The following is a 16,995-nucleotide window of genomic DNA, read 5'->3' as shown; positions in this document are numbered from 1 at the left end:
AGTGTCGATATTCGGATAAAGCTGGCGGGAAGAGTCAGTGTGAAGCTGGACAGGTTAATGGATGCTTTAATGTACCGCCCACGGCAGGTGGTTGATGGCTCCCGCTCCAACCCGCGATGTTTCCTCTTGATGGTTACGCGGCAAAACGCCGCTGATTAGCGGCCGACCCGGCAAAAAATTGACGCTTTGTTCACGAGCGTCGGCTGGCCGCTAGCGGCAAAGACCAGCGCGGGCACCCTTGGCGCGCCATGGATGGCGCTCAGAAACGCGCATCGACAACGCTGGCGCTAATGAGTCGCACCGAACTCGGCCACGTCTTCCTCATTACCGTCTGTTTCCTCCCACCACGCCCCTAGCGCATCGAGCAGCGGCACCAGCCGCTCGCCCGCCGGCGTCAGATCATATTCGACGCGCAGCGGATAACCGCCAAACTCGGTGCGACGAACAATCCCCGCCTCCTCCAGCTTGCGCAGTTCCAGCGTCAGCATTTTATGCGAAATCGTCGGATTATCCCGACGCAGTTGATTAAAGCGTTTTGTTCCATCCTGCAGATAGTAAATCAGCAAGGTCGGCCAGCGGCCGCTGAGGATCTGCATCACTTCTTCGATCGGGCAACGGGAAATCAGGTTTTTCATAGCGCTCTCGTGGTAACAAAAAAGTGCGTAATTTACTTACTGATATCGACTGTTACAGTACACATCGCTGCACTGTGACATCAACATAAATCCTGGAGAACCCAAAGTATGGAACCTATTTTGTTATACGGCTTCCCGGCAGGAAGCTCCATGGGGCTGGTTGCTGCTCTCGAATGGTTAGGGCGCCCCTACCGGCTGTGTCGCGTCGACATGCTCGGCGAGATGCGTGACCCCGCTTATCAACGGCTCAACCCACGGGTCGAAACGCCGGTGTTGATCACCGATCGGGGCGAGGTGCTCAGCGAAACCATGGCAATCGCGGCATGGCTGGAAGCGCGAGACACCGCACGCAAAATCAGCTTCGATCCGTTGTCACGCAACGCCGACCGCATGCATCAGATGATGGCGTTCATCAATACCGGCTTTACCGGTGCATTCACTCCGCTATGGGTGGCGATGGAAATGCAGTCACCCAACCCGACGATGCAGCACGCGTTGCAAACATGGGGCCGCGAGTATGTCATCAAGCGTCATGACCGGCTCGAGGAAATGCTCGGCGATACGCCTTTCCTGATCGCCGATCGCCCCACTCTGGCCGACGGTCTGCTGATCGGCGTCGCGCGCTGGCTCGATGTTCACCAGGTGGCCAATAAAACCCGCTGGCCAAAGCTCGCCGCGCTAAGAAGTCGCATTGAAGCCGATCCTGCGGTTATCTACGCGACCGCACTGGAAAATGGCGAAATGCCGCGCGGTGACGGCGCCTGTACGGGACACAGTGAACTGGCCGAGGTCATCGAGCGATTTGGCGTGAAATCACAACCTAGCGCGCCGCCGGAGCTGGTCAGCGAAAACGCCTGACAGGCTCTCGCGATTTGGTGATGGTAATCTAAAAAAGCCCGCGACGACGCGGGCTTGATTATTGATGCCAATGTTAAGCGTTAACATCAGGGCATCATGCTGCGGTTTAACCTCGGCAGGCGTTTCCCATTACCGATCAGCCGCCGTTGTCCGGCACCGGCGTGTTAAGCAACTGCTGTTCCCAAAGATACGCAATACCGCTACCGGCAGCATGCTGCGCCAGAATGTCGGTCATTGTGCGAGTATGCTCTGTCCACGCCCAGTCGCGCTGCCATTCCGAAGCCAGCGCCAGCCAGGTCATCATGTTCGCACCGGCCGCAATCATACGCTGAATGGCCAGTTGATGAGCCTCGACCGAAACGCCACCGCAGGCGTCGGTGATTACCGTGACATCCCAGCCTTCGCCAGCGGCCTGGATCACCGGCATTGCGACACAGACCTCGGTCCACAGGCCGGCGATAATCAGCTGCTTACGCCCTGTCGCCTTGACCACATCCACCACTTTCGGATCTTGCCAGGTATTGATAAGTGTCCGGTCTATTACCTGCTGATCGGGGAAAACATCGACGATTTGCGGGAAAATCAACCCGCCCCGCTCGGCAATCACGCTGGTCAGTATGGTCGGAACGCCATAGGCTTTGGCAGCCTTCGCCAGCGCTATTGCATTATTGACCACCATCTGCGGTTCGTGGCTGTTCAGGTTGGCAAGCTGATAGGGTTGATGATCGATCAAAACCAGTACAGAGTCTTCAGGACGAAGCAGTGAATCCAGGCCGTTACGAAAAGTCATTATTGGTGCCCTCTACTGTTATGGTGGGAGGAATATCCGGGACAGTCGCCAGCGGCAGGCCTGCCCCGCACAGCCGTATTGTGCTGTTGCCATGCTTGCTGCGGTAGTCGCATCATGGGGCTAGCTGTGTCGCAGAATGGGGAACGCTGAAGTGAATATTGAAGAGCTACAGACATTCGTCGAAGTTGCCGATGCCGGTGGGATTTCGCCTGCCGCACTGCGGCTCGGCGTCGCCAAATCGATCGTCAGCCGCCGCCTCGCCCGGCTTGAGAAAGCGCTGGGCGTCCAACTGCTGGCCAGAACCACCCGTGGGACGGCGCTCACCGAGGCCGGCGCCACCTTCAGGGACTACGCGGCCAGAGCCTGCGCCGAGATTGATGCCGCCAGGGAAACCATTTTGCCTACTGGAGAGCTGCGTGGCCGCCTGCGCGTGGCAGTGCCGCTTTCTTTCGGCTCCACACACTTTGCTCCAGCGATCGCGGAAATGGCACGACGCCACCCACGGGTTAATATCCAGGCCTGCTACAGCGACCGTTTCGTTGACCTGATCGCCGAGGGCTACGACTGTGCGATACGGGTTGGCTATCTGCAGGACTCCAACCTGATCGCAAGACGCATCGGCCCGATTTACGGCAAACTGGTCGCCAGCCCGGACTATATCCAGGCACATGGGCAACCGAATTCGCCAGAGGAACTGCTCAGTCACCAGGCTCTGATGCAGGGAACCGAAACCTGGCAACTGACGGATGGCGACAAAATCATTACGGTGCGCCCGCAGGGGCGTTTCAAGGCCGATAACGGGACCGCACTGGTGGCCGCCGCAACGGCCGGCCTCGGCATTGCCTACCTGCCCGACTGCCTTACCCACCCGCACCTGGCCTCCGGCGCACTGGTGCCGGTGATGATCAACCATCCGCCACCGCCAGCCGGGGCCTACGTTATCCGACCGCCAGGACAGCATCCGGCACGCAAGATACGCGTCCTCACCGAACTGCTGATTGAATATTTCGACCCACCGCCACACTTTGCAACGACGCCCGTGGTGTAAGCATGCACCGACCAGGCTGTCTGGCATGAGCCGAGGTAACCCTGGTGGACGGTGATTCTGCTGGCGTGGTCGGGCGATACCAATGGGAAAAAATGTCGGTCATCCAGCCAAATATAACGACAGAGCATGCGGACCATTCGTTCACCAACCGCCAGATTTCTCTGGGCCAGTGGATCATCTCATGCTGTAAAACCGCTGCTGCCTGCTGCCCAACCAATAAGTATTGTCAGTGGCACTACTCGATGCAAATCAATGACTTACATATCAATCACGGTCAGAAAAACAAAAAAAACGCCACCCAGTGCGGACACCGTCGGCGCCAAGCCATTACCCGTATAAAATCTCATTCGCCATATAAGCGCATACGTTTGATGTCGCGCTGCGGAGACTCGCCAAACTCCCGGCTGTATTCGCGACTAAACTGCGATGCGCTTTCATAGCCAACGATTAACGCCGCGCTGTTGGCATCAAGATTGTTGCTTAACATCTGCTGCCGGGCTTCCTGTAGCCTGAGCTTTTTCTGGTACTGCAGTGGGCTAACTCCCGTCACCGCACGGAAATGCTGCCGAAAAGTGGACGGGCTCATATAGGCGCTCGCGGCTAATTCATCGATGCAGACAGCCCGCGTGAAATTCTGTTTAAGCCAGCCCACCACCCTGGAAATATTCTGACTCGGCGAACCTGCCGTTGCCAGATGCCGCAGCTGTGGGCCATGGTTACTGGCTAATAAGCGGATAATAATTTCCTGCTGGATCAACGGTTCGAGATGGGCAATCAAATCTGGCTCAGCGAGCAGCTGTATCAAACGCCGTAACGCGTCGGTTAATCCCTCATCTAGCGGTTCAACAGAAAGCGGATTAAGCGGGACTTCTCTTATCGACTTCGCCGTCGGCATCAGTGCCGCCATCTGGACCACGGTCCGGGGATCCAACGTCAGCATCAGCCCCAGAAAAGGTTCATCCTGGCTGGCCTCGGTAACATGAGAAATCACCGGCAGATCTATCGTAGTCAGCATGGATTCGCCTGCGCGGTATCGGGTTGGTTTTCCTGCCAGCATGACCTCTTTTGCCCCCTGCACCACAACCCCCAGCCCCATCTGATAAATACAGTGCACTGGCGCCGTGGGCATCTGGCGGCGATGAACGGTAAGTGAAGGGATTGTCGTGGGATAGTCACCATCATTTTGGGCAATCATGGCAACCAGTTCTGCCAACGACTTTTTGGCAGAGGCAGCATTTAGTGCAATTTTATCGACCATATTCCGCCTATCAGCATCAATTTACATATCATAAATAATTTATCATCGGGAAAACAATGATGCATCTTTCAGCAACCATAAATCATTTTAGGCAAAATTATCGACAGATCTGACAAAGACATCAGGCGGCAATGGGCGAATAATAAATTACAATTTCACCCGAGTTATCGAGATGCCAGATGCCTAAGCTGTTTGATTGCTTCACGCTTAAAGATATTACCCTGCGCAACAGGATTGTCGCTTCACCGATGTGCCAATATCAGGCTGAGAACGGTTTTGTTAACGACTGGCATAGGTCGCACTATTCGATGCTGGCACGCGGTGGCGTAGGTTTGCTTATCGTTGAGGCGACTGCCGTTAGCCCTGAAGGACGCATCACGCCAGGCGATCTGGGGCTTTGGAGCGATGCACATGCCGAAGGCCTTACTTCCGTCGCCACTGCAATCAAACAGGCGGGTGCGGTAGCGGGTATCCAGCTTGGACATGCTGGCAGAAAAGCGGGATGTACCCCGCCCTGGAAAGGCGGCACGCCGCTGGATCGTCAGGATCCACAGGCCTGGAGACCGGTCGCGGCCAGCGCCCTACCTTACGTTCTGGAGAGCGATTACGTTCCTCGTGCCATGTCTCTGGCCGACATCCGCAAAGCGGTGCACGATTTCAGAGACGCGGCCCGTCGCGCCAGTGACGCCGGGTTCGAATGGCTTGAGCTTCACTTTGCTCACGGTTTTCTCGCGCAAACTTTCCTTTCATCAAAGACCAACGCCCGTGAAGACCAGTACGGCGGCGCCCTGAAGAATCGTGCTCGCTTTATGCTTGAGGTGGTAGAGGCGGTAAAATCCGTCTGGCCGTCACACCTGCCGCTTACTGCACGCCTGGGCGTCGTTGAGTTTGATTCCTGTCCTGAACACAGCTTTGCCGAATCCCTGCAGGTGATCCGCTGGCTGAAAACAGCGGGTATCGATTTTGTCGATGTCGGTCTGGCGCTTTCTACCCCAGATGAACAGGTGCCATGGGGGCCTAACTTTATGGTCCCCTATGCTGAACGGGTACGCCGGGAAACGGGCATTCCCGTATCAACGAGCTGGATGATCACCCGCGCCAGTGATGCCAGTGATTTTATTCAGGACGTCAAACTCGACCTGGTGTTTTTCGCCCGCACGCTGCTGACCAATCCCCACTGGGTTTTCCAGGCTGCACGAGAGCTTGGCATCGTCGCTCCCGAGTCCGTTTTACCGCAGCCATATGCCTACTGGCTGCAGAACTGGGCGGAATAACGTATCGCTACGCCCTCCCTTGGCAAAAACCCTTGAATGTGAACTAAGGAACCTGAGATGACAGACAATATTAAAGATAAAGTAATTGTAATAACCGGTGCTTCAAGCGGCATGGGTGAAGCTGCGGCTCGTCACCTTGCCCACAAAGGGGCCAAACTGGTACTTGCAGCCCGCCGTTCCGATCGCATTGATGTGCTCGCCAAAGAAATCAACGCTCAGGGGGGAACAGCAATTGCCGTAGCCACGGACGTCACCCGTGAAGATGATGTTAAAAAGTTGGTGGATACGGCCGTGAACCAGTTGGGACGTATTGATGTGCTGATTAATAATGCCGGTGTCATGCCGCTGTCACCGCTCGATCAGGTAAAAGTAAATGAGTGGAATCAGATGATCGATGTGAACCTGCGTGGCGTTCTGCATGGCATCGCTGCAGCCCTGCCTTATATGAAAGCCCAAAAGTCGGGGCATATCATCAACACGGCATCGGTTGCTGGCCACCTGGTATTTCCCGCATCCGCGGTTTACTCCGCCACTAAATATGCAGTACGCGCACTCACTGAAGGGCTAAGAAAAGAAACCTGTGCTTATAACGTCCGTGCAACCATTATCTCCCCTGGCGCCGTCTCTACCGAACTGCTGGAGCATATCAGCGATAAGGACGTGCAGGCGGCCAATCAGGAATATGTCGGCAAAGTAGGCGTTCCGCCGGAAACCTTTGCCCGTATGGTTGCTTTTGCGATCGGCGAGCCTGACGATGTGGGAGTTAACGAAATTATTTTCCGACCGACTGCCCAGGATCTGTAGGCGCAGAACCGTGAAGGGCCGAGAACCAGTCGGAAACCTGGCGGCGGCATCGGGCTGATGGCGGTGCAGCGGAACCGGTGGTGGGTAAGCGAAGGCACGATGAAGTTTCTTCTGTTTTGTTGGCGTAATCAGTAGGTCGCTCTTCATCGTGCTTTCATTTTTCTGGCGATCCTTCACCCTGTTGGCTACAGCTGGAGTTTATCAAGCCAACTTAGAACCAGGCCTCAAACATGCCGCCGATGTTCAGCGAATCCAGCTGCTGGTCGCTGGTACCATCTACTTTGGCGGTGTGCTGGTTATCCACCTGGCCACCGGTGACGTAGAAGCGCAGCATCGGGCGGAACTCCGGCCCCATGCCAATGGAGATGTTCTGCGACAGCGTCAGCTTCCAGCCCTTGTTATCCCCGCCCTGATCGTAGTCTACCCGCTGATAGCCCGCTTCCAGCCAGGTGGAGTGCACGTCGTTCCAGAAGTACATCGGCCGCACGATGGCACCGTAGTTTTTACGGTTGTCGGTATTGTCCTTGCCGTTATCGTAATCGTGGAACGCCAGCAGATATTCTACCTGCGCCTGCTGGGTAAACTTATGGCTGCCCTCAAAGCTGGCGTACACCGTGGTCAGGTCGTCGGTTTTGTTGTAGACGCTGTTATCCGAGTTATCGGAGTAGCGCAGAATGACCTTGTTCACCCCGCTGTCGTTGGTGTGGCTCAGTACCAATCCGCCCTGCCAGGCATCGAGACGCTCGTCGCTATCCACCGCTTTCGAATCAAAGCCGTAGTTGGCGTACACTTCGACGTCGATCGGCCCGGCCTTGATACCGTGGGTTTTGCTGGTTAACGCATAGTGGCCGTTGTCGCCGGTATCAGAGCTGCCGGTACAGGTGATGCGTGAAGGGTTAGTCTCGTCGGCCATCACTTCCGGGCTACAGGATTTCACCTGCGACACCGTCGCCACGTCAAACAGTACGCCGCCAATATCGAAGTTCTTCACCCCCGCCCCCTGGCCGTCGTGGTTCATCCAGAAGTAGTCGTTGATCCCCTGCTGCGGACGCTGGTGGAAGTCGCGCCCCGCCCAGATATAGGCATTCGGGTTCGATTCGAGAACGTTGGTAACGCCGACGTAAGCCTTTTTCAGGTTCACTTCGTCGCTCCAGTGGTCAAACATGACGTTAAGATCCCAGATGGCCCCCTGGCTGCTTTTGAAGGCCTTGCTGAGCTGGAATTCGCCACCGTTGCTTTCGTTGCCCAGACGGCCGATCGCCGAGGCGCCGTTATAGGAACCGTCAACGCCGACGTATTTCTGATCGCCGGTCTGGATGTGGGCGCCATAACGGGCGTAGCCGCTGAATTTGAGGCCGAATGGAATCGCTAAATCCGGCGAACCCGCAGTGGTTTGCGGGTCGGTAATCACGTCGACCTTTTTATCGGCGGCGGCAGTGATTTTCGCCTGCCGTTCGGCCAGTGCTTTATCGACCGCTTTAGCCACGATGGCGTCAATCTGTTCCTGAGTGAATTCCTGCGCCAGGACGGAAACAGGGCACAGCGCGGTGATAACCGCCATAGCTAAATGAATTTTTTTTACAGTTTTCATGGCTATCTCAAGTTAATTATTTTCTTAGAAAATAACCATCCTGTTCTGGTGTAAATAGCAACAATGCCACCAAAACAAGCTGATTTTATTTTTATTTCGCAGAGGTACAGTTAAATAATTGGCGTGATGAGTGTCTCCATAGTCAGAGTGATGAAATATAAATATTGATAATGATGAATGGTTTATTCTGCTAATTCGCGCGTCAGCAAGATGTTCGCCAGATAATTCTGACTGTACAACATAATCAAGATCGCAGGCTGGCATGCCTCGCCTGTATCTTGTTCAACCCGCGGAGTTTGCTTGTGCGGCGCCTGGCGGGGTAGCCATCGGCCTGCCGGCTTTAGCACCGTGTGAGTGCCAATCAGCAGCAACGCCCTTGATGGCCGGGCGTTGCACCTATTATCTGAGTTCGCGCTATCGTATTTAATTAAATCTCGATTCGCCTGCTTCCCAGCTATAGCCGTCATTGGCCGTTAACGAGTCACCCAGTTCCTGATAATCGAAACTATAAAATTCTGCACTGGCGGCATAACCAGAGTAGTCGACTACCGCCAGGCCAACGAATGCCCCGGTAAAGAACCCACCGTAACTTTGTAGTACATAATCATCTGAAAGAATTGCGGCATCCAATTTGACAGGGATTTCAGTGAAGCTCACCCCATCAAAGCTATATTCATAACAATAGCTTTCCTTTCTAACCCTGGTGCGGAACCAGACATATTCGGTACCATCTGGGATATTGATTGCCTGATCTTTCAGGTAGGAGGTGTATTTCCCACGATTATTCTCGCCTACTTCGATCACCGAACCATTAATTTCATTCCAGGTAATGAAAACAAAGCTCCAGTGGCGATCGTTATAATAATTGGTTAAGCCCGCCATTTGCTGGTAATTAAACGGATTGAATTTCACTTTGACTTGCGCATCAAAATAAAAGGCTTGCCAACGCCGGGCAATAAGCGAAAGGTCATGAGTATTCGCTAAAGAACCTTGACCTATAAGCGTCAATTTACCATCACCCGTTGTCCCCATTTTTTCGTTGAACGGGACACGAAGTGTATTCCAGTTAAGATCGAGCGTTGACGAGGTAAACTCATCCCGCTGACTATGATCTTCCGCACTTTGGGTATAAATAGCGTCCTTTGGCCCTTCGACAAAGGTTTTTCCACCGTGGCCCCCGACAATGCGTGGCCAGTCGTCTGCATCCCATATAACTTTTTGGATCGAGGTTTCTCTGCCAAGCGTTGACCAACCACGAGGATCGTAGACAGACTCACCAGCATGATTCCAGGGACGCGCACAGAGTGAGGCGTAATACCATTCCCCATTCGGGGTTGACACCAGACTGCCATGCCCCTGTTTTTGGATGTAACTGTCAGGGGTATCTACGTTGGTCAGGAAAACCTCTCCTGGCGCGGTTTCAAAACTGTTGGCGTCCAGGGTTTTGGAACGAGCAACCACCTCCTGGTGGGTAAATACGGTTCCTCCCTGAGCGGCAAAAAGATAGTAATACCCGTTTAGTTTGTAGAGATGTGGCCCCTCAACCAGCGCAACGGCAGTGCCGCGATAAATGGTACGCGCGGTTTCTGGTTTTAACTTCAGTGTCTTTGGATCAAGCTCGGTTAATGTAATGCCATTAAACGGGTGATGGTACTCTCGATGGTCCCAGGTTTGTTGAACCAAGTATTTACCACCATCATCGTCATGGAACAGTGAAGCATCAAAACCGACGCCATTAAGTTTGATAGGATCGGTCCATGGGCCACGAATATCCGTTGCGGTGGTCAGGTAGTTCGTCATGTCTTTAAAGGCACCTTCGGTGATTTTCACATCGGTATAAACCAACCAGAATTTGCCATCGGCATAGGAGAGCGCTGGAGCCCAAATCCCCCCTGATGAAGGATTGCCCTTCATATCTAAAAGAGCAGTGGTCGACAATGGACTAGGAAGAAGATTCCAGTGTTCCAGGTCTTTTGACTCATGCAAACGAACGCCTGGGAACCACTCAAATGTCGAGTTTGCGATATAGTAAGTATCCTCTACACGGATAATACTGGGGTCTGCATTGAATCCAGGCAATATAGGATTTTGAATGATTGACATGGCATTTACCTTTTTTAATCAACTTGTTCGTATTTATAAAAAAATCAAGAAACTTATAACTATATACGAATCTCATCAAGCCGACGGTTGATATCCGTGATATTTTTATCTGAGATTGGATATAACTGAATGACGATCATCGACACAAAGGCTAAAACTATCGGGATCCAAATCGCTGTCATGTTTATGCCGGCGATGGCATTTGCATGTTGCTCTACGCCGGTTTCGTTAAAGCCATACACCGCCAGCAGCCAAAGTGGCACCGCGCCGCCAATAGTAAAGCCAATCTTGAAAAACAGCCCCATAATGGCATTGATAATTGCGGCATTGCGCTTGCCTGACTTTAATTCACCATAAGCAATAACTTCAGGCACCAGTGCCCACATAAAGCCGGTAGCCGAGGTTAAGCCCCATTGCTTAATAAATGTTGCGATATAAGCCAGCCAGAGCTCATCATGCATTCCATCAAGTGACCAAATGTACGTCAAAAACTCCCCCACAATAAACATGCCAAGGAAAAGGTGGAAGAAGCCTTTTTTACCAAATATTTTCTTCAGTCGTGGCCAGAAAATCGGGAATACAATACCTGGAATTGAGGCTACCAGGCCAACAGCGCCCATCCATTCTGAATGGCCGACCACATACTGATTGAAAAAGCCATTAACCGTGTTCATGAAAAACATGAAGGTAAAGGCCAGCATGAAAAAAAGTCCGAGAACAACCAGCGGCCGATTGTTTTTGAGTTCAAGGAATAAATCAGTGGCTTTTACGTTGGCAGATTGTTCTACCGTCGCAACCACCCGTTCCTTTGTTAATTTATAACAGAGTAAAAGTGCCACAGCCCCGATAACCATATACACCGAGTAAACGCCAAACCAGGCGTAACTTGCTGATGGATCGGTATAATTCCCCAAATTGAGTTCAAGTCCAAAAAAACCGGTATCTTTGAGGCTGCGATCTTTTGGCGCGGCCATTTGTACGAACATGGGGAAGAGCGTATAGACCAGAAGATTGGCGCTATTGGCCAGCATCATTCGCGTACTGGTCAATTTATCAATAGATTCAGGATCTCTGGTTAATGAAGCATTAAGGGAACCATAAGGAATATTCACAACTGAATAAACCAGATCCAGCGCCAAATACACGATAAAGGCGAAAGGAACAGAGCCTCTGACTTCAGGAATAGGGGCAAAAAGCAAAGCAGAAAGAATAACGAGTGGAATGCCTGCCCTTAACAACCATGGGCGATATTTTCCGGCTACTGAAATCCTTTTGTCAACAAAAGTCCCTACCATCGGATCCCAAAAGACATTGATGATTCTGACAAAAAGAAATATAAAACCGGCGGCGGCGGTGCTGATGGTATTAACAGTCAGCATGTGAAGAGCAAGAAAACCGCCGATGGTGCCAAAAACAAGGTTTTGGGCAAAGTCACCCATGCCATAACCAATGCGTTCACCACGCGTTAGTTTATGGTACTCATCATGCCGACTTTGCATTATGTTTCCACTCATTTTAATCACATCTCCTGCCTATTTTGTGAATGCGGAATACTTTCTGACACAGATTACATCCGGGGATCTATTACGTTTTTATATTTATTAATTATGTTTTTTTATTTCCGTGAGCGTTGTGACAAAGGTCTTGTATAGGTCATCTATCCAATGTGCTGACTGGCGGCTAACTAGCAATATCCGCAGTAGTTGAACGCACCAGATAAAGCGATATTTTTTTATTTCTGGTTACCTGTCTAACAAACGTTAACACCTCGTAGGGTTATTAACGTACTAAATAGATGATCGTACTTTTTGGGATATGGTTCACATTTGAGCATTATCTTAATCACAGAGTGAAATAACGTAATTGAGCAATCAGCCGGAAAAATACAGGATGATGCCGCATTTTTTATTTTCCGCTGACAGCATTACGGAGTTCATTATACAAACCTTTTTCGATCAACCTGACCGCCTGCGTTTTGCAACGCCGGAAACAGCAAACCCGCAGGCTTTTCGTCACTACACCCCGGATGAAAGCGTGCTGGGCAAACGGATGGAAAAGCACGTCGGTGATTGGCCCAACGCCTGCTGGAATGGCGCAGATATGCTTGGCGCCGGTTCTTTTGAACGCCCCAGCAGGCAGCCGCCATTGCTCTTTATTGCTATTACACTCGGCACATGGGTCAGTAATGCCGATTAATTGTTGCCTTGCATAAACCGTAGCTAACAGCGGCCAGAAAGTGCCAGATACAAAAACAAAAAAGCCCGCAGTGATGCGGGCTTAGAGGTGGTTTACGGCTTATACGTGCCGGCTGGTGCCAGACGTTAAATCATTCCCACTCAATGGTATTTTTAATAAAAAAAATCATTAAATTCATACATTTACATTAACATTTAAATAAAATACCATGATTAATACCACGTCACCACACATAGATTTGGTGACAGGGTTAGGACGCCAGAATGGCCCTATCACATTCCAAAACGACATACTCCGGCACATTATCGAACTTGTGGGGATTTAGCTGCATCACATATTCGTTCTCGATGTGGAATGACTCGTTCACAAATTTCTGAAGAATGCTATCCTGCTCCCCATTGGCGGAACCATGCACTTCCTTAAAGATGCGGAAAAGCTGGATTTTGTCGTACCCAACGGTAGCTTCTGTGAAGCGACGCTTCATCTCTGCTTTATCTTTAATCGCAGCAAGCACCGCCGAGTAATCAAAAGCCGGGATGAATTTCTTGATGCCAGCTTCGGCGTTCGCAATCTGTTCAGCATTCATAGCGATATCGCCCACCGCAGATTTTAGAATTGGCACGTCCCTAGCGTGTAAAAGATTGGCCAAATAATTATATTCTGCGCCTAGATCATTGATGATCTCAAAATGCCTTCTCAAATATATGCACTTAATAACTTCATCATCAAGTTCGAGAATATTATCACTACATATCTGCGCAAATGTTTGAATATTTTCCTCTCTAATCTCCACCTCGGATACTACACCCGCTTTCGACGCCAGAAAATATGCCGTTGGCTTAGGATGTTGGAATAACCGCTTAACGCCACGTATAACATCTATTGCAGGTTCAATATCATGGGTCAGCATAAGGACGGTCGTATCACGAAGACTTGCCTTGCCTCTAAACAACTCGTTCAGAATGGCGAATTTCTTCGTCTTATCAAAGCTTGAGACAGGATCGTCCAAGACCGCCAATCCAGGTTTTTCCCTCAAAACCTGATACATGAATAGAATAAGAGCGAAGGCGTTCCTTTCTCCATAGCTTAGGTGCTGGGCCGCTGTCTCAATATGTTCGTCATGGTCTTGGTGTACCAGCTTCATCTTGTAAGACTCGGCTTCAGACTTGATAACTACGCTGTACTTGTAACCAGCCGACTTAAGGAAGCCATTAATGCCATCTTGATTTTCCGCGACGGTCCTCTCAATTAGCTTTTTATGCTTGTTGATCTTACCTTTGAGTTCTCCCACCTTCTCCGCCAACTCTTGGAGCTTAGCATTTACGGGATCAACAACAGATTTAGTATCTGCCGAATTAAGTCTCCCAAGAAGGTCGAGATCAATTCTCAGCTTGCTGATTTCGTCTTCAATTTTCTCAACGTCTCGAAGTACAAAAAACGAGATAGATCGCAACCCTTCGAGTTTTGCAATGAGCGTTTCAACGTCGCCTCTAAGGGCGCTTAGGAAATTAGTTTCTTCTAACGAAAGCTCAACCTTTGATTTTGTGATTTTCTCCAAGCTCTCACGGCAAGCATCATCAAAATATTTTCCCAATCTTGCAATGATTGCCTGTAACGCACTCAAATGCTCAACGGACTTTGAATCGTATTCTTTGGCAACTGCTTGCGCCACGTCCTTCTTATCAGTACCTTGAAAACTAGAAGAACAATAAGGGCAGTTATCCGACAATTCCAAGAAGGAATTACCTTTAGTCTGCCAAGCTATCCACGTCGCCGGTTGATCACTTTTTATAAATTCTTCAAATGGCTTGAGATGTTCTGGAATATTTGCAATTTTATTTCCTGAACCAAATGCTTTATATCCCTTGCTTGACTTGGAAAGCGCCCCCGTTTTTGTAACTCCAAATGCATCACGAAGTTCTTTCAGATCTGATATAGCATTGCCCAAGTCCTCGTTTCCGTCGAAGGCCGCCTTAATTCCTTGGAATAGTGCTTCTATCTCCTGCATAGCAGCAAGAAAATCATCTGTCTTTATGAATATGTCAAAACTATTCTTGAGGACTTCATCCCGCTGGAATGCAAATTGCGAAACGTAGGTGTCGTCAAAAACCAAAACCGACTTTATATCTTCGACCCCAACCACAGACGGATCAAACTGCCCTGCAAACGCACGATGTTTAAAGGGCTTCAATTTTTGAAGCGTCCCATCATCGCTCACGGATGCTAGGATTGCTTTCGCTATTGAGCTTTTCCCCAATCCATTAGGCCCGTACTTTATATTAAGCGTGCCCTTATTGATCCGAATCTCAGCACTTTCGATGCTGTTGCAGTTTTTTATCTGAATCGTAAATGCAGACATCCCTTCCCCCCTTACAGTTTATAAAGATACATTTATAAATTGCAGAATTTATGCACCATTAAAATATATAAAACGCATTCTATTAGAAAACTTGAGAAGTACTCTCATCTCAGTTTTTTAACGCGCCGTATGGCGTGCGCTCAATCCCCCCCTTTCAGTCAATTAAGGTTCCAAGAGCCGCCGCGATATTGGTATGCACCATCAAGGATGCCAGCCAACCACACAGGCACAGTCGCGGTCTTAAACCCGCCGAACTGAACCGGTTGCTCGCCCTCGGTGTCCAGTATCGCCACCGGCAACTCGGGCAGCATGCCAGTACCGATTCCACTAGCCGGAAACACGTTGCCGAAATCACGCTTCAACAATAGGCGTGACGTGGCCTTTCCTAAGGTCATGAATATCTCTTTGCGAACCAGCCAGTAGCACTCAACGCCCGATGCAACGTACCGCTCCTGCCGACGCGTGAAGTCGCGTAGATGCTGGTAGGAACGTTGCAGCTCGATGACGATGGTGCGACCGGAAACCGAGAAGAGAACATCAGCCTCCCACTTGTCGCCGCTTGGTGATCGGCCCGGCACCTCGTCACGGTTTTCGATACCCATGCCGGTTAAGGCGGCCATCACTGCTGCCTTACCCGACTTATGCCATTTAGTCTCGGGTGCAGTGCCGCACTCCTCCGACAGATGAGCGAAGAAAGGTAAACCATTGATGCTTGTCTTGAGTACTGCCGGTGCCTTGCAGCACGGCATGACAAAGTCACCTAACTGCGCCGTCTGTTTCAACGCCTCCCACTCGGCGCCGGAAATGGAAGCCGCATCTACCGGCCGTCCGTCGAGTGTCCAAGCTGCTTGCGTCATAGTTGTCTCACCGGAGAGCCCGAACGTTTGCAGTCGCTCCCGAACGCCTCGTCCATCTGCCGCAACAGAATTGCCAGCTCGTCCGGGTTGCCGTCACGACGGACTTCGGCAAGCAACTCCGCTGCATAGGTCGGATCGGCTCGGAAGTACTCGGCCATGGCCTCTCTATGTGGTCTGTCTTTCATTTGATGCCATTCTCCTAGCCAGGGTCATGATATCTGCACCATCCTTACCCCGATAATAGACGTCTATTCGTCCTCCATCACCTTTTCGTAGGTACAGCCCCGTCTGATAGAGGCCTCTTGGATTGTGAACTTCGGGCCTAATTCTATCTGTAGCGCATGCATACGCAGACCAAAGAAATCGAAATGTTGAAGGTCTGTCTCTAATTCATCAATAAATGTAGATTTATAGGCGTTTGCATCAAACCCTTGAAACGGCACTCCCGCCGTATCCAATGCAGCAAAAACTCTCGAAACCGCAGAATTAAATATCGGCAACAAGTCCAAATACACCTGCTTGGTAGGATAGCGATCTTTTTTTGCTTTGGCCCACACTCTCTCGAAGGCAAGGCCATTTTCCAGAGTGATAAATCTAGATAAAGCATTGCTCTTACCCATTGGATTTATGTGCACCGATTCACGACGTGGGTCGAGCCGACTGTATATATCTTCCAACTTGATCAAGTGCATCATCGGCGGGGGATTGCCACCCGTCGTTCGATGCCTAGCCATTAAATACTCCGCTCCAAGCAGACGCTCTGGCTTCCCGTCCAACCAAATAGTCTGAAGAAGACTATGGAATAAAGGATGGTCACGATGATGAAGAGCATTACGAATAGCAATTAGGAGACTGGTATCCGGATGAGCATGAAAGTCAAAAACCCCTTGCGATACATCATATAACGTATGAAAACTCTCAAGATTTTGCTCAAATGCTCGGTCGAGGTTGTGGATAGCCTCTTCACGGTCGATTGCTGCCAGCCGTCGATATCTGATGAAGGCTTCACCATAGAGCCGCAGGGCGTTGGCAAAACGCCCAATAGCATTGGTAATAATTGTTACATTGCCCATTTGCGTCCTCAGCACGGCAGTATTTATAGACTAATTATTATGAATGTTCGATTGGATTGCACAATCCAATCGAACATCTGACAAATGAAATCGCTGGATATACGGCTATCGACATAAAATATCGGGACACTCACGCTCTCATATCGGGA

14 protein-coding genes and 1 pseudogene are annotated in these 16,995 nt (G+C 50.7%); 5 read left to right on the top strand and 10 right to left on the bottom strand.

Translation table 11 applies throughout. The features are described 5' to 3' along the window. Positions 1-287: 287 nt before the first annotated feature. A complete protein-coding gene (locus ACCC84_RS17210) occupies positions 288-635 on the bottom strand; it encodes a winged helix-turn-helix transcriptional regulator (RefSeq protein WP_004959756.1) in 348 nt (115 codons plus the stop codon). Positions 636-743: 108 nt separating this feature from the next. Between ACCC84_RS17210 and ACCC84_RS17205 the strand changes: the two genes are divergently transcribed. Further along, positions 744-1,493, top strand: a complete 750-nt coding sequence (locus ACCC84_RS17205) for a glutathione S-transferase family protein (RefSeq protein ID WP_004959753.1) — start codon at positions 744-746, stop codon at positions 1,491-1,493. Positions 1,494-1,629: 136 nt separating this feature from the next. Here the strand turns inward: ACCC84_RS17205 and ACCC84_RS17200 are convergent, their stop codons facing one another. Then, positions 1,630-2,283: a hydrolase gene (locus ACCC84_RS17200; protein WP_371902101.1), complete on the bottom strand. Its 654-nt coding sequence runs from the start codon at positions 2,281-2,283 to the stop codon at positions 1,630-1,632. Between the two features lie 151 nt (positions 2,284-2,434). On the opposite strand from ACCC84_RS17200, the gene ACCC84_RS17195 reads away from it, so the two are divergent. Further along, positions 2,435-3,331, top strand: coding sequence for a LysR family transcriptional regulator (locus tag ACCC84_RS17195; protein ID WP_273870228.1), 897 nt, complete (start codon positions 2,435-2,437; stop codon positions 3,329-3,331). Positions 3,332-3,674: 343 nt separating this feature from the next. On the opposite strand, the gene ACCC84_RS17190 is transcribed toward ACCC84_RS17195, so the two are convergent. Further along, a complete protein-coding gene (locus ACCC84_RS17190) occupies positions 3,675-4,589 on the bottom strand; it encodes an AraC family transcriptional regulator (protein ID WP_004959741.1) in 915 nt (304 codons plus the stop codon). 179 nt (positions 4,590-4,768) lie between these two features. Here ACCC84_RS17190 and ACCC84_RS17185 point away from each other — a divergent pair, with 179 nt between their 5' ends. Further along, positions 4,769-5,863: an NADH:flavin oxidoreductase/NADH oxidase gene (locus tag ACCC84_RS17185; RefSeq protein WP_371902099.1), complete on the top strand. Its 1,095-nt coding sequence runs from the start codon at positions 4,769-4,771 to the stop codon at positions 5,861-5,863. 57 nt (positions 5,864-5,920) lie between these two features. Continuing rightward, positions 5,921-6,667, top strand: coding sequence for an SDR family oxidoreductase (locus tag ACCC84_RS17180; RefSeq protein WP_004959733.1), 747 nt, complete (start codon positions 5,921-5,923; stop codon positions 6,665-6,667). A gap of 211 nt (positions 6,668-6,878) precedes the next feature. Here ACCC84_RS17180 and ACCC84_RS17175 read toward each other — a convergent pair whose 3' ends face one another. From ACCC84_RS17175 to ACCC84_RS17165, 3 genes are all read right to left on the bottom strand, one after another. After that, on the bottom strand, positions 6,879-8,258 hold the full coding sequence (locus ACCC84_RS17175) for a carbohydrate porin (RefSeq protein ID WP_004959731.1): 1,380 nt from the start codon (positions 8,256-8,258) through the stop codon (positions 6,879-6,881). Between the two features lie 423 nt (positions 8,259-8,681). Next, complete coding sequence (locus ACCC84_RS17170) at positions 8,682-10,361, bottom strand: glycoside hydrolase family 43 protein (protein WP_198774095.1); 1,680 nt, start codon at positions 10,359-10,361, stop codon at positions 8,682-8,684. A gap of 59 nt (positions 10,362-10,420) precedes the next feature. Next, positions 10,421-11,860 carry an MFS transporter gene (locus ACCC84_RS17165; protein ID WP_371902097.1) on the bottom strand — a complete coding sequence of 480 codons (1,440 nt, stop codon included), beginning with the start codon at positions 11,858-11,860 and terminating at the stop codon, positions 10,421-10,423. Positions 11,861-12,299: 439 nt separating this feature from the next. On the opposite strand from ACCC84_RS17165, the pseudogene ACCC84_RS17160 reads away from it, so the two are divergent. Beyond that, a pseudogene (locus tag ACCC84_RS17160) lies at positions 12,300-12,491 on the top strand (xylose isomerase); the annotation flags it as partial. 316 nt (positions 12,492-12,807) lie between these two features. On the opposite strand, the gene ACCC84_RS17155 reads toward ACCC84_RS17160, so the two are convergent. From ACCC84_RS17155 to ACCC84_RS17140, 4 genes are all read right to left on the bottom strand, one after another. After that, the gene (locus tag ACCC84_RS17155; protein ID WP_371902095.1) at positions 12,808-14,916 is read right to left on the bottom strand and encodes an AAA family ATPase; all 2,109 of its coding nucleotides are present in this window, start codon (positions 14,914-14,916) and stop codon (positions 12,808-12,810) included. A gap of 158 nt (positions 14,917-15,074) precedes the next feature. Continuing rightward, positions 15,075-15,773 (bottom strand): competence protein CoiA, encoded by a 699-nt coding sequence (locus tag ACCC84_RS17150; protein ID WP_021577793.1) that lies wholly within the window; start codon positions 15,771-15,773, stop codon positions 15,075-15,077. Beyond that, on the bottom strand, positions 15,770-15,931 hold the full coding sequence (locus ACCC84_RS17145; RefSeq protein WP_251864884.1) for a transcriptional regulator: 162 nt from the start codon (positions 15,929-15,931) through the stop codon (positions 15,770-15,772). Before ACCC84_RS17145 ends, ACCC84_RS17150 begins: the two co-directional genes overlap by 4 nt. A 90-nt stretch (positions 15,932-16,021) precedes the next feature. Beyond that, positions 16,022-16,846: a hypothetical protein gene (locus tag ACCC84_RS17140; protein WP_371902092.1), complete on the bottom strand. Its 825-nt coding sequence runs from the start codon at positions 16,844-16,846 to the stop codon at positions 16,022-16,024. Positions 16,847-16,995 lie beyond the last annotated feature (149 nt).

Origin of the sequence: Serratia odorifera (assembly GCF_041448735.1) — a bacterium.
Classification (GTDB): domain Bacteria; phylum Pseudomonadota; class Gammaproteobacteria; order Enterobacterales; family Enterobacteriaceae; genus Serratia_F; species Serratia_F odorifera.
The sequence above is the reverse complement of the archived record's forward strand: the minus strand, read 5'-3'. Positions and strand labels throughout refer to the sequence as shown.

Excerpts from the sequence above, each read along its gene's own strand:
- ACCC84_RS17155 (WP_371902095.1), bottom strand. The coding sequence starts at position 14,916 with ATGTCTGCATTTACGATTCAGATAAAAAACTGCAACAGCATCGAAAGT.
- ACCC84_RS17140 (WP_371902092.1), bottom strand. The coding sequence starts at position 16,846 with ATGGGCAATGTAACAATTATTACCAATGCTATTGGGCGTTTTGCCAAC.
- ACCC84_RS17190 (WP_004959741.1), bottom strand. The coding sequence starts at position 4,589 with ATGGTCGATAAAATTGCACTAAATGCTGCCTCTGCCAAAAAGTCGTTG.
- ACCC84_RS17170 (WP_198774095.1), bottom strand. The coding sequence starts at position 10,361 with ATGTCAATCATTCAAAATCCTATATTGCCTGGATTCAATGCAGACCCC.
- ACCC84_RS17200 (WP_371902101.1), bottom strand. The coding sequence starts at position 2,283 with ATGACTTTTCGTAACGGCCTGGATTCACTGCTTCGTCCTGAAGACTCT.
- ACCC84_RS17165 (WP_371902097.1), bottom strand. The coding sequence starts at position 11,860 with ATGCAAAGTCGGCATGATGAGTACCATAAACTAACGCGTGGTGAACGC.
- ACCC84_RS17185 (WP_371902099.1), top strand. The coding sequence starts at position 4,769 with ATGCCTAAGCTGTTTGATTGCTTCACGCTTAAAGATATTACCCTGCGC.
- ACCC84_RS17210 (WP_004959756.1), bottom strand. The coding sequence starts at position 635 with ATGAAAAACCTGATTTCCCGTTGCCCGATCGAAGAAGTGATGCAGATC.
- ACCC84_RS17145 (WP_251864884.1), bottom strand. The coding sequence starts at position 15,931 with ATGGCCGAGTACTTCCGAGCCGATCCGACCTATGCAGCGGAGTTGCTT.
- ACCC84_RS17150 (WP_021577793.1), bottom strand. The coding sequence starts at position 15,773 with ATGACGCAAGCAGCTTGGACACTCGACGGACGGCCGGTAGATGCGGCT.
- ACCC84_RS17180 (WP_004959733.1), top strand. The coding sequence starts at position 5,921 with ATGACAGACAATATTAAAGATAAAGTAATTGTAATAACCGGTGCTTCA.
- ACCC84_RS17205 (WP_004959753.1), top strand. The coding sequence starts at position 744 with ATGGAACCTATTTTGTTATACGGCTTCCCGGCAGGAAGCTCCATGGGG.
- ACCC84_RS17175 (WP_004959731.1), bottom strand. The coding sequence starts at position 8,258 with ATGAAAACTGTAAAAAAAATTCATTTAGCTATGGCGGTTATCACCGCG.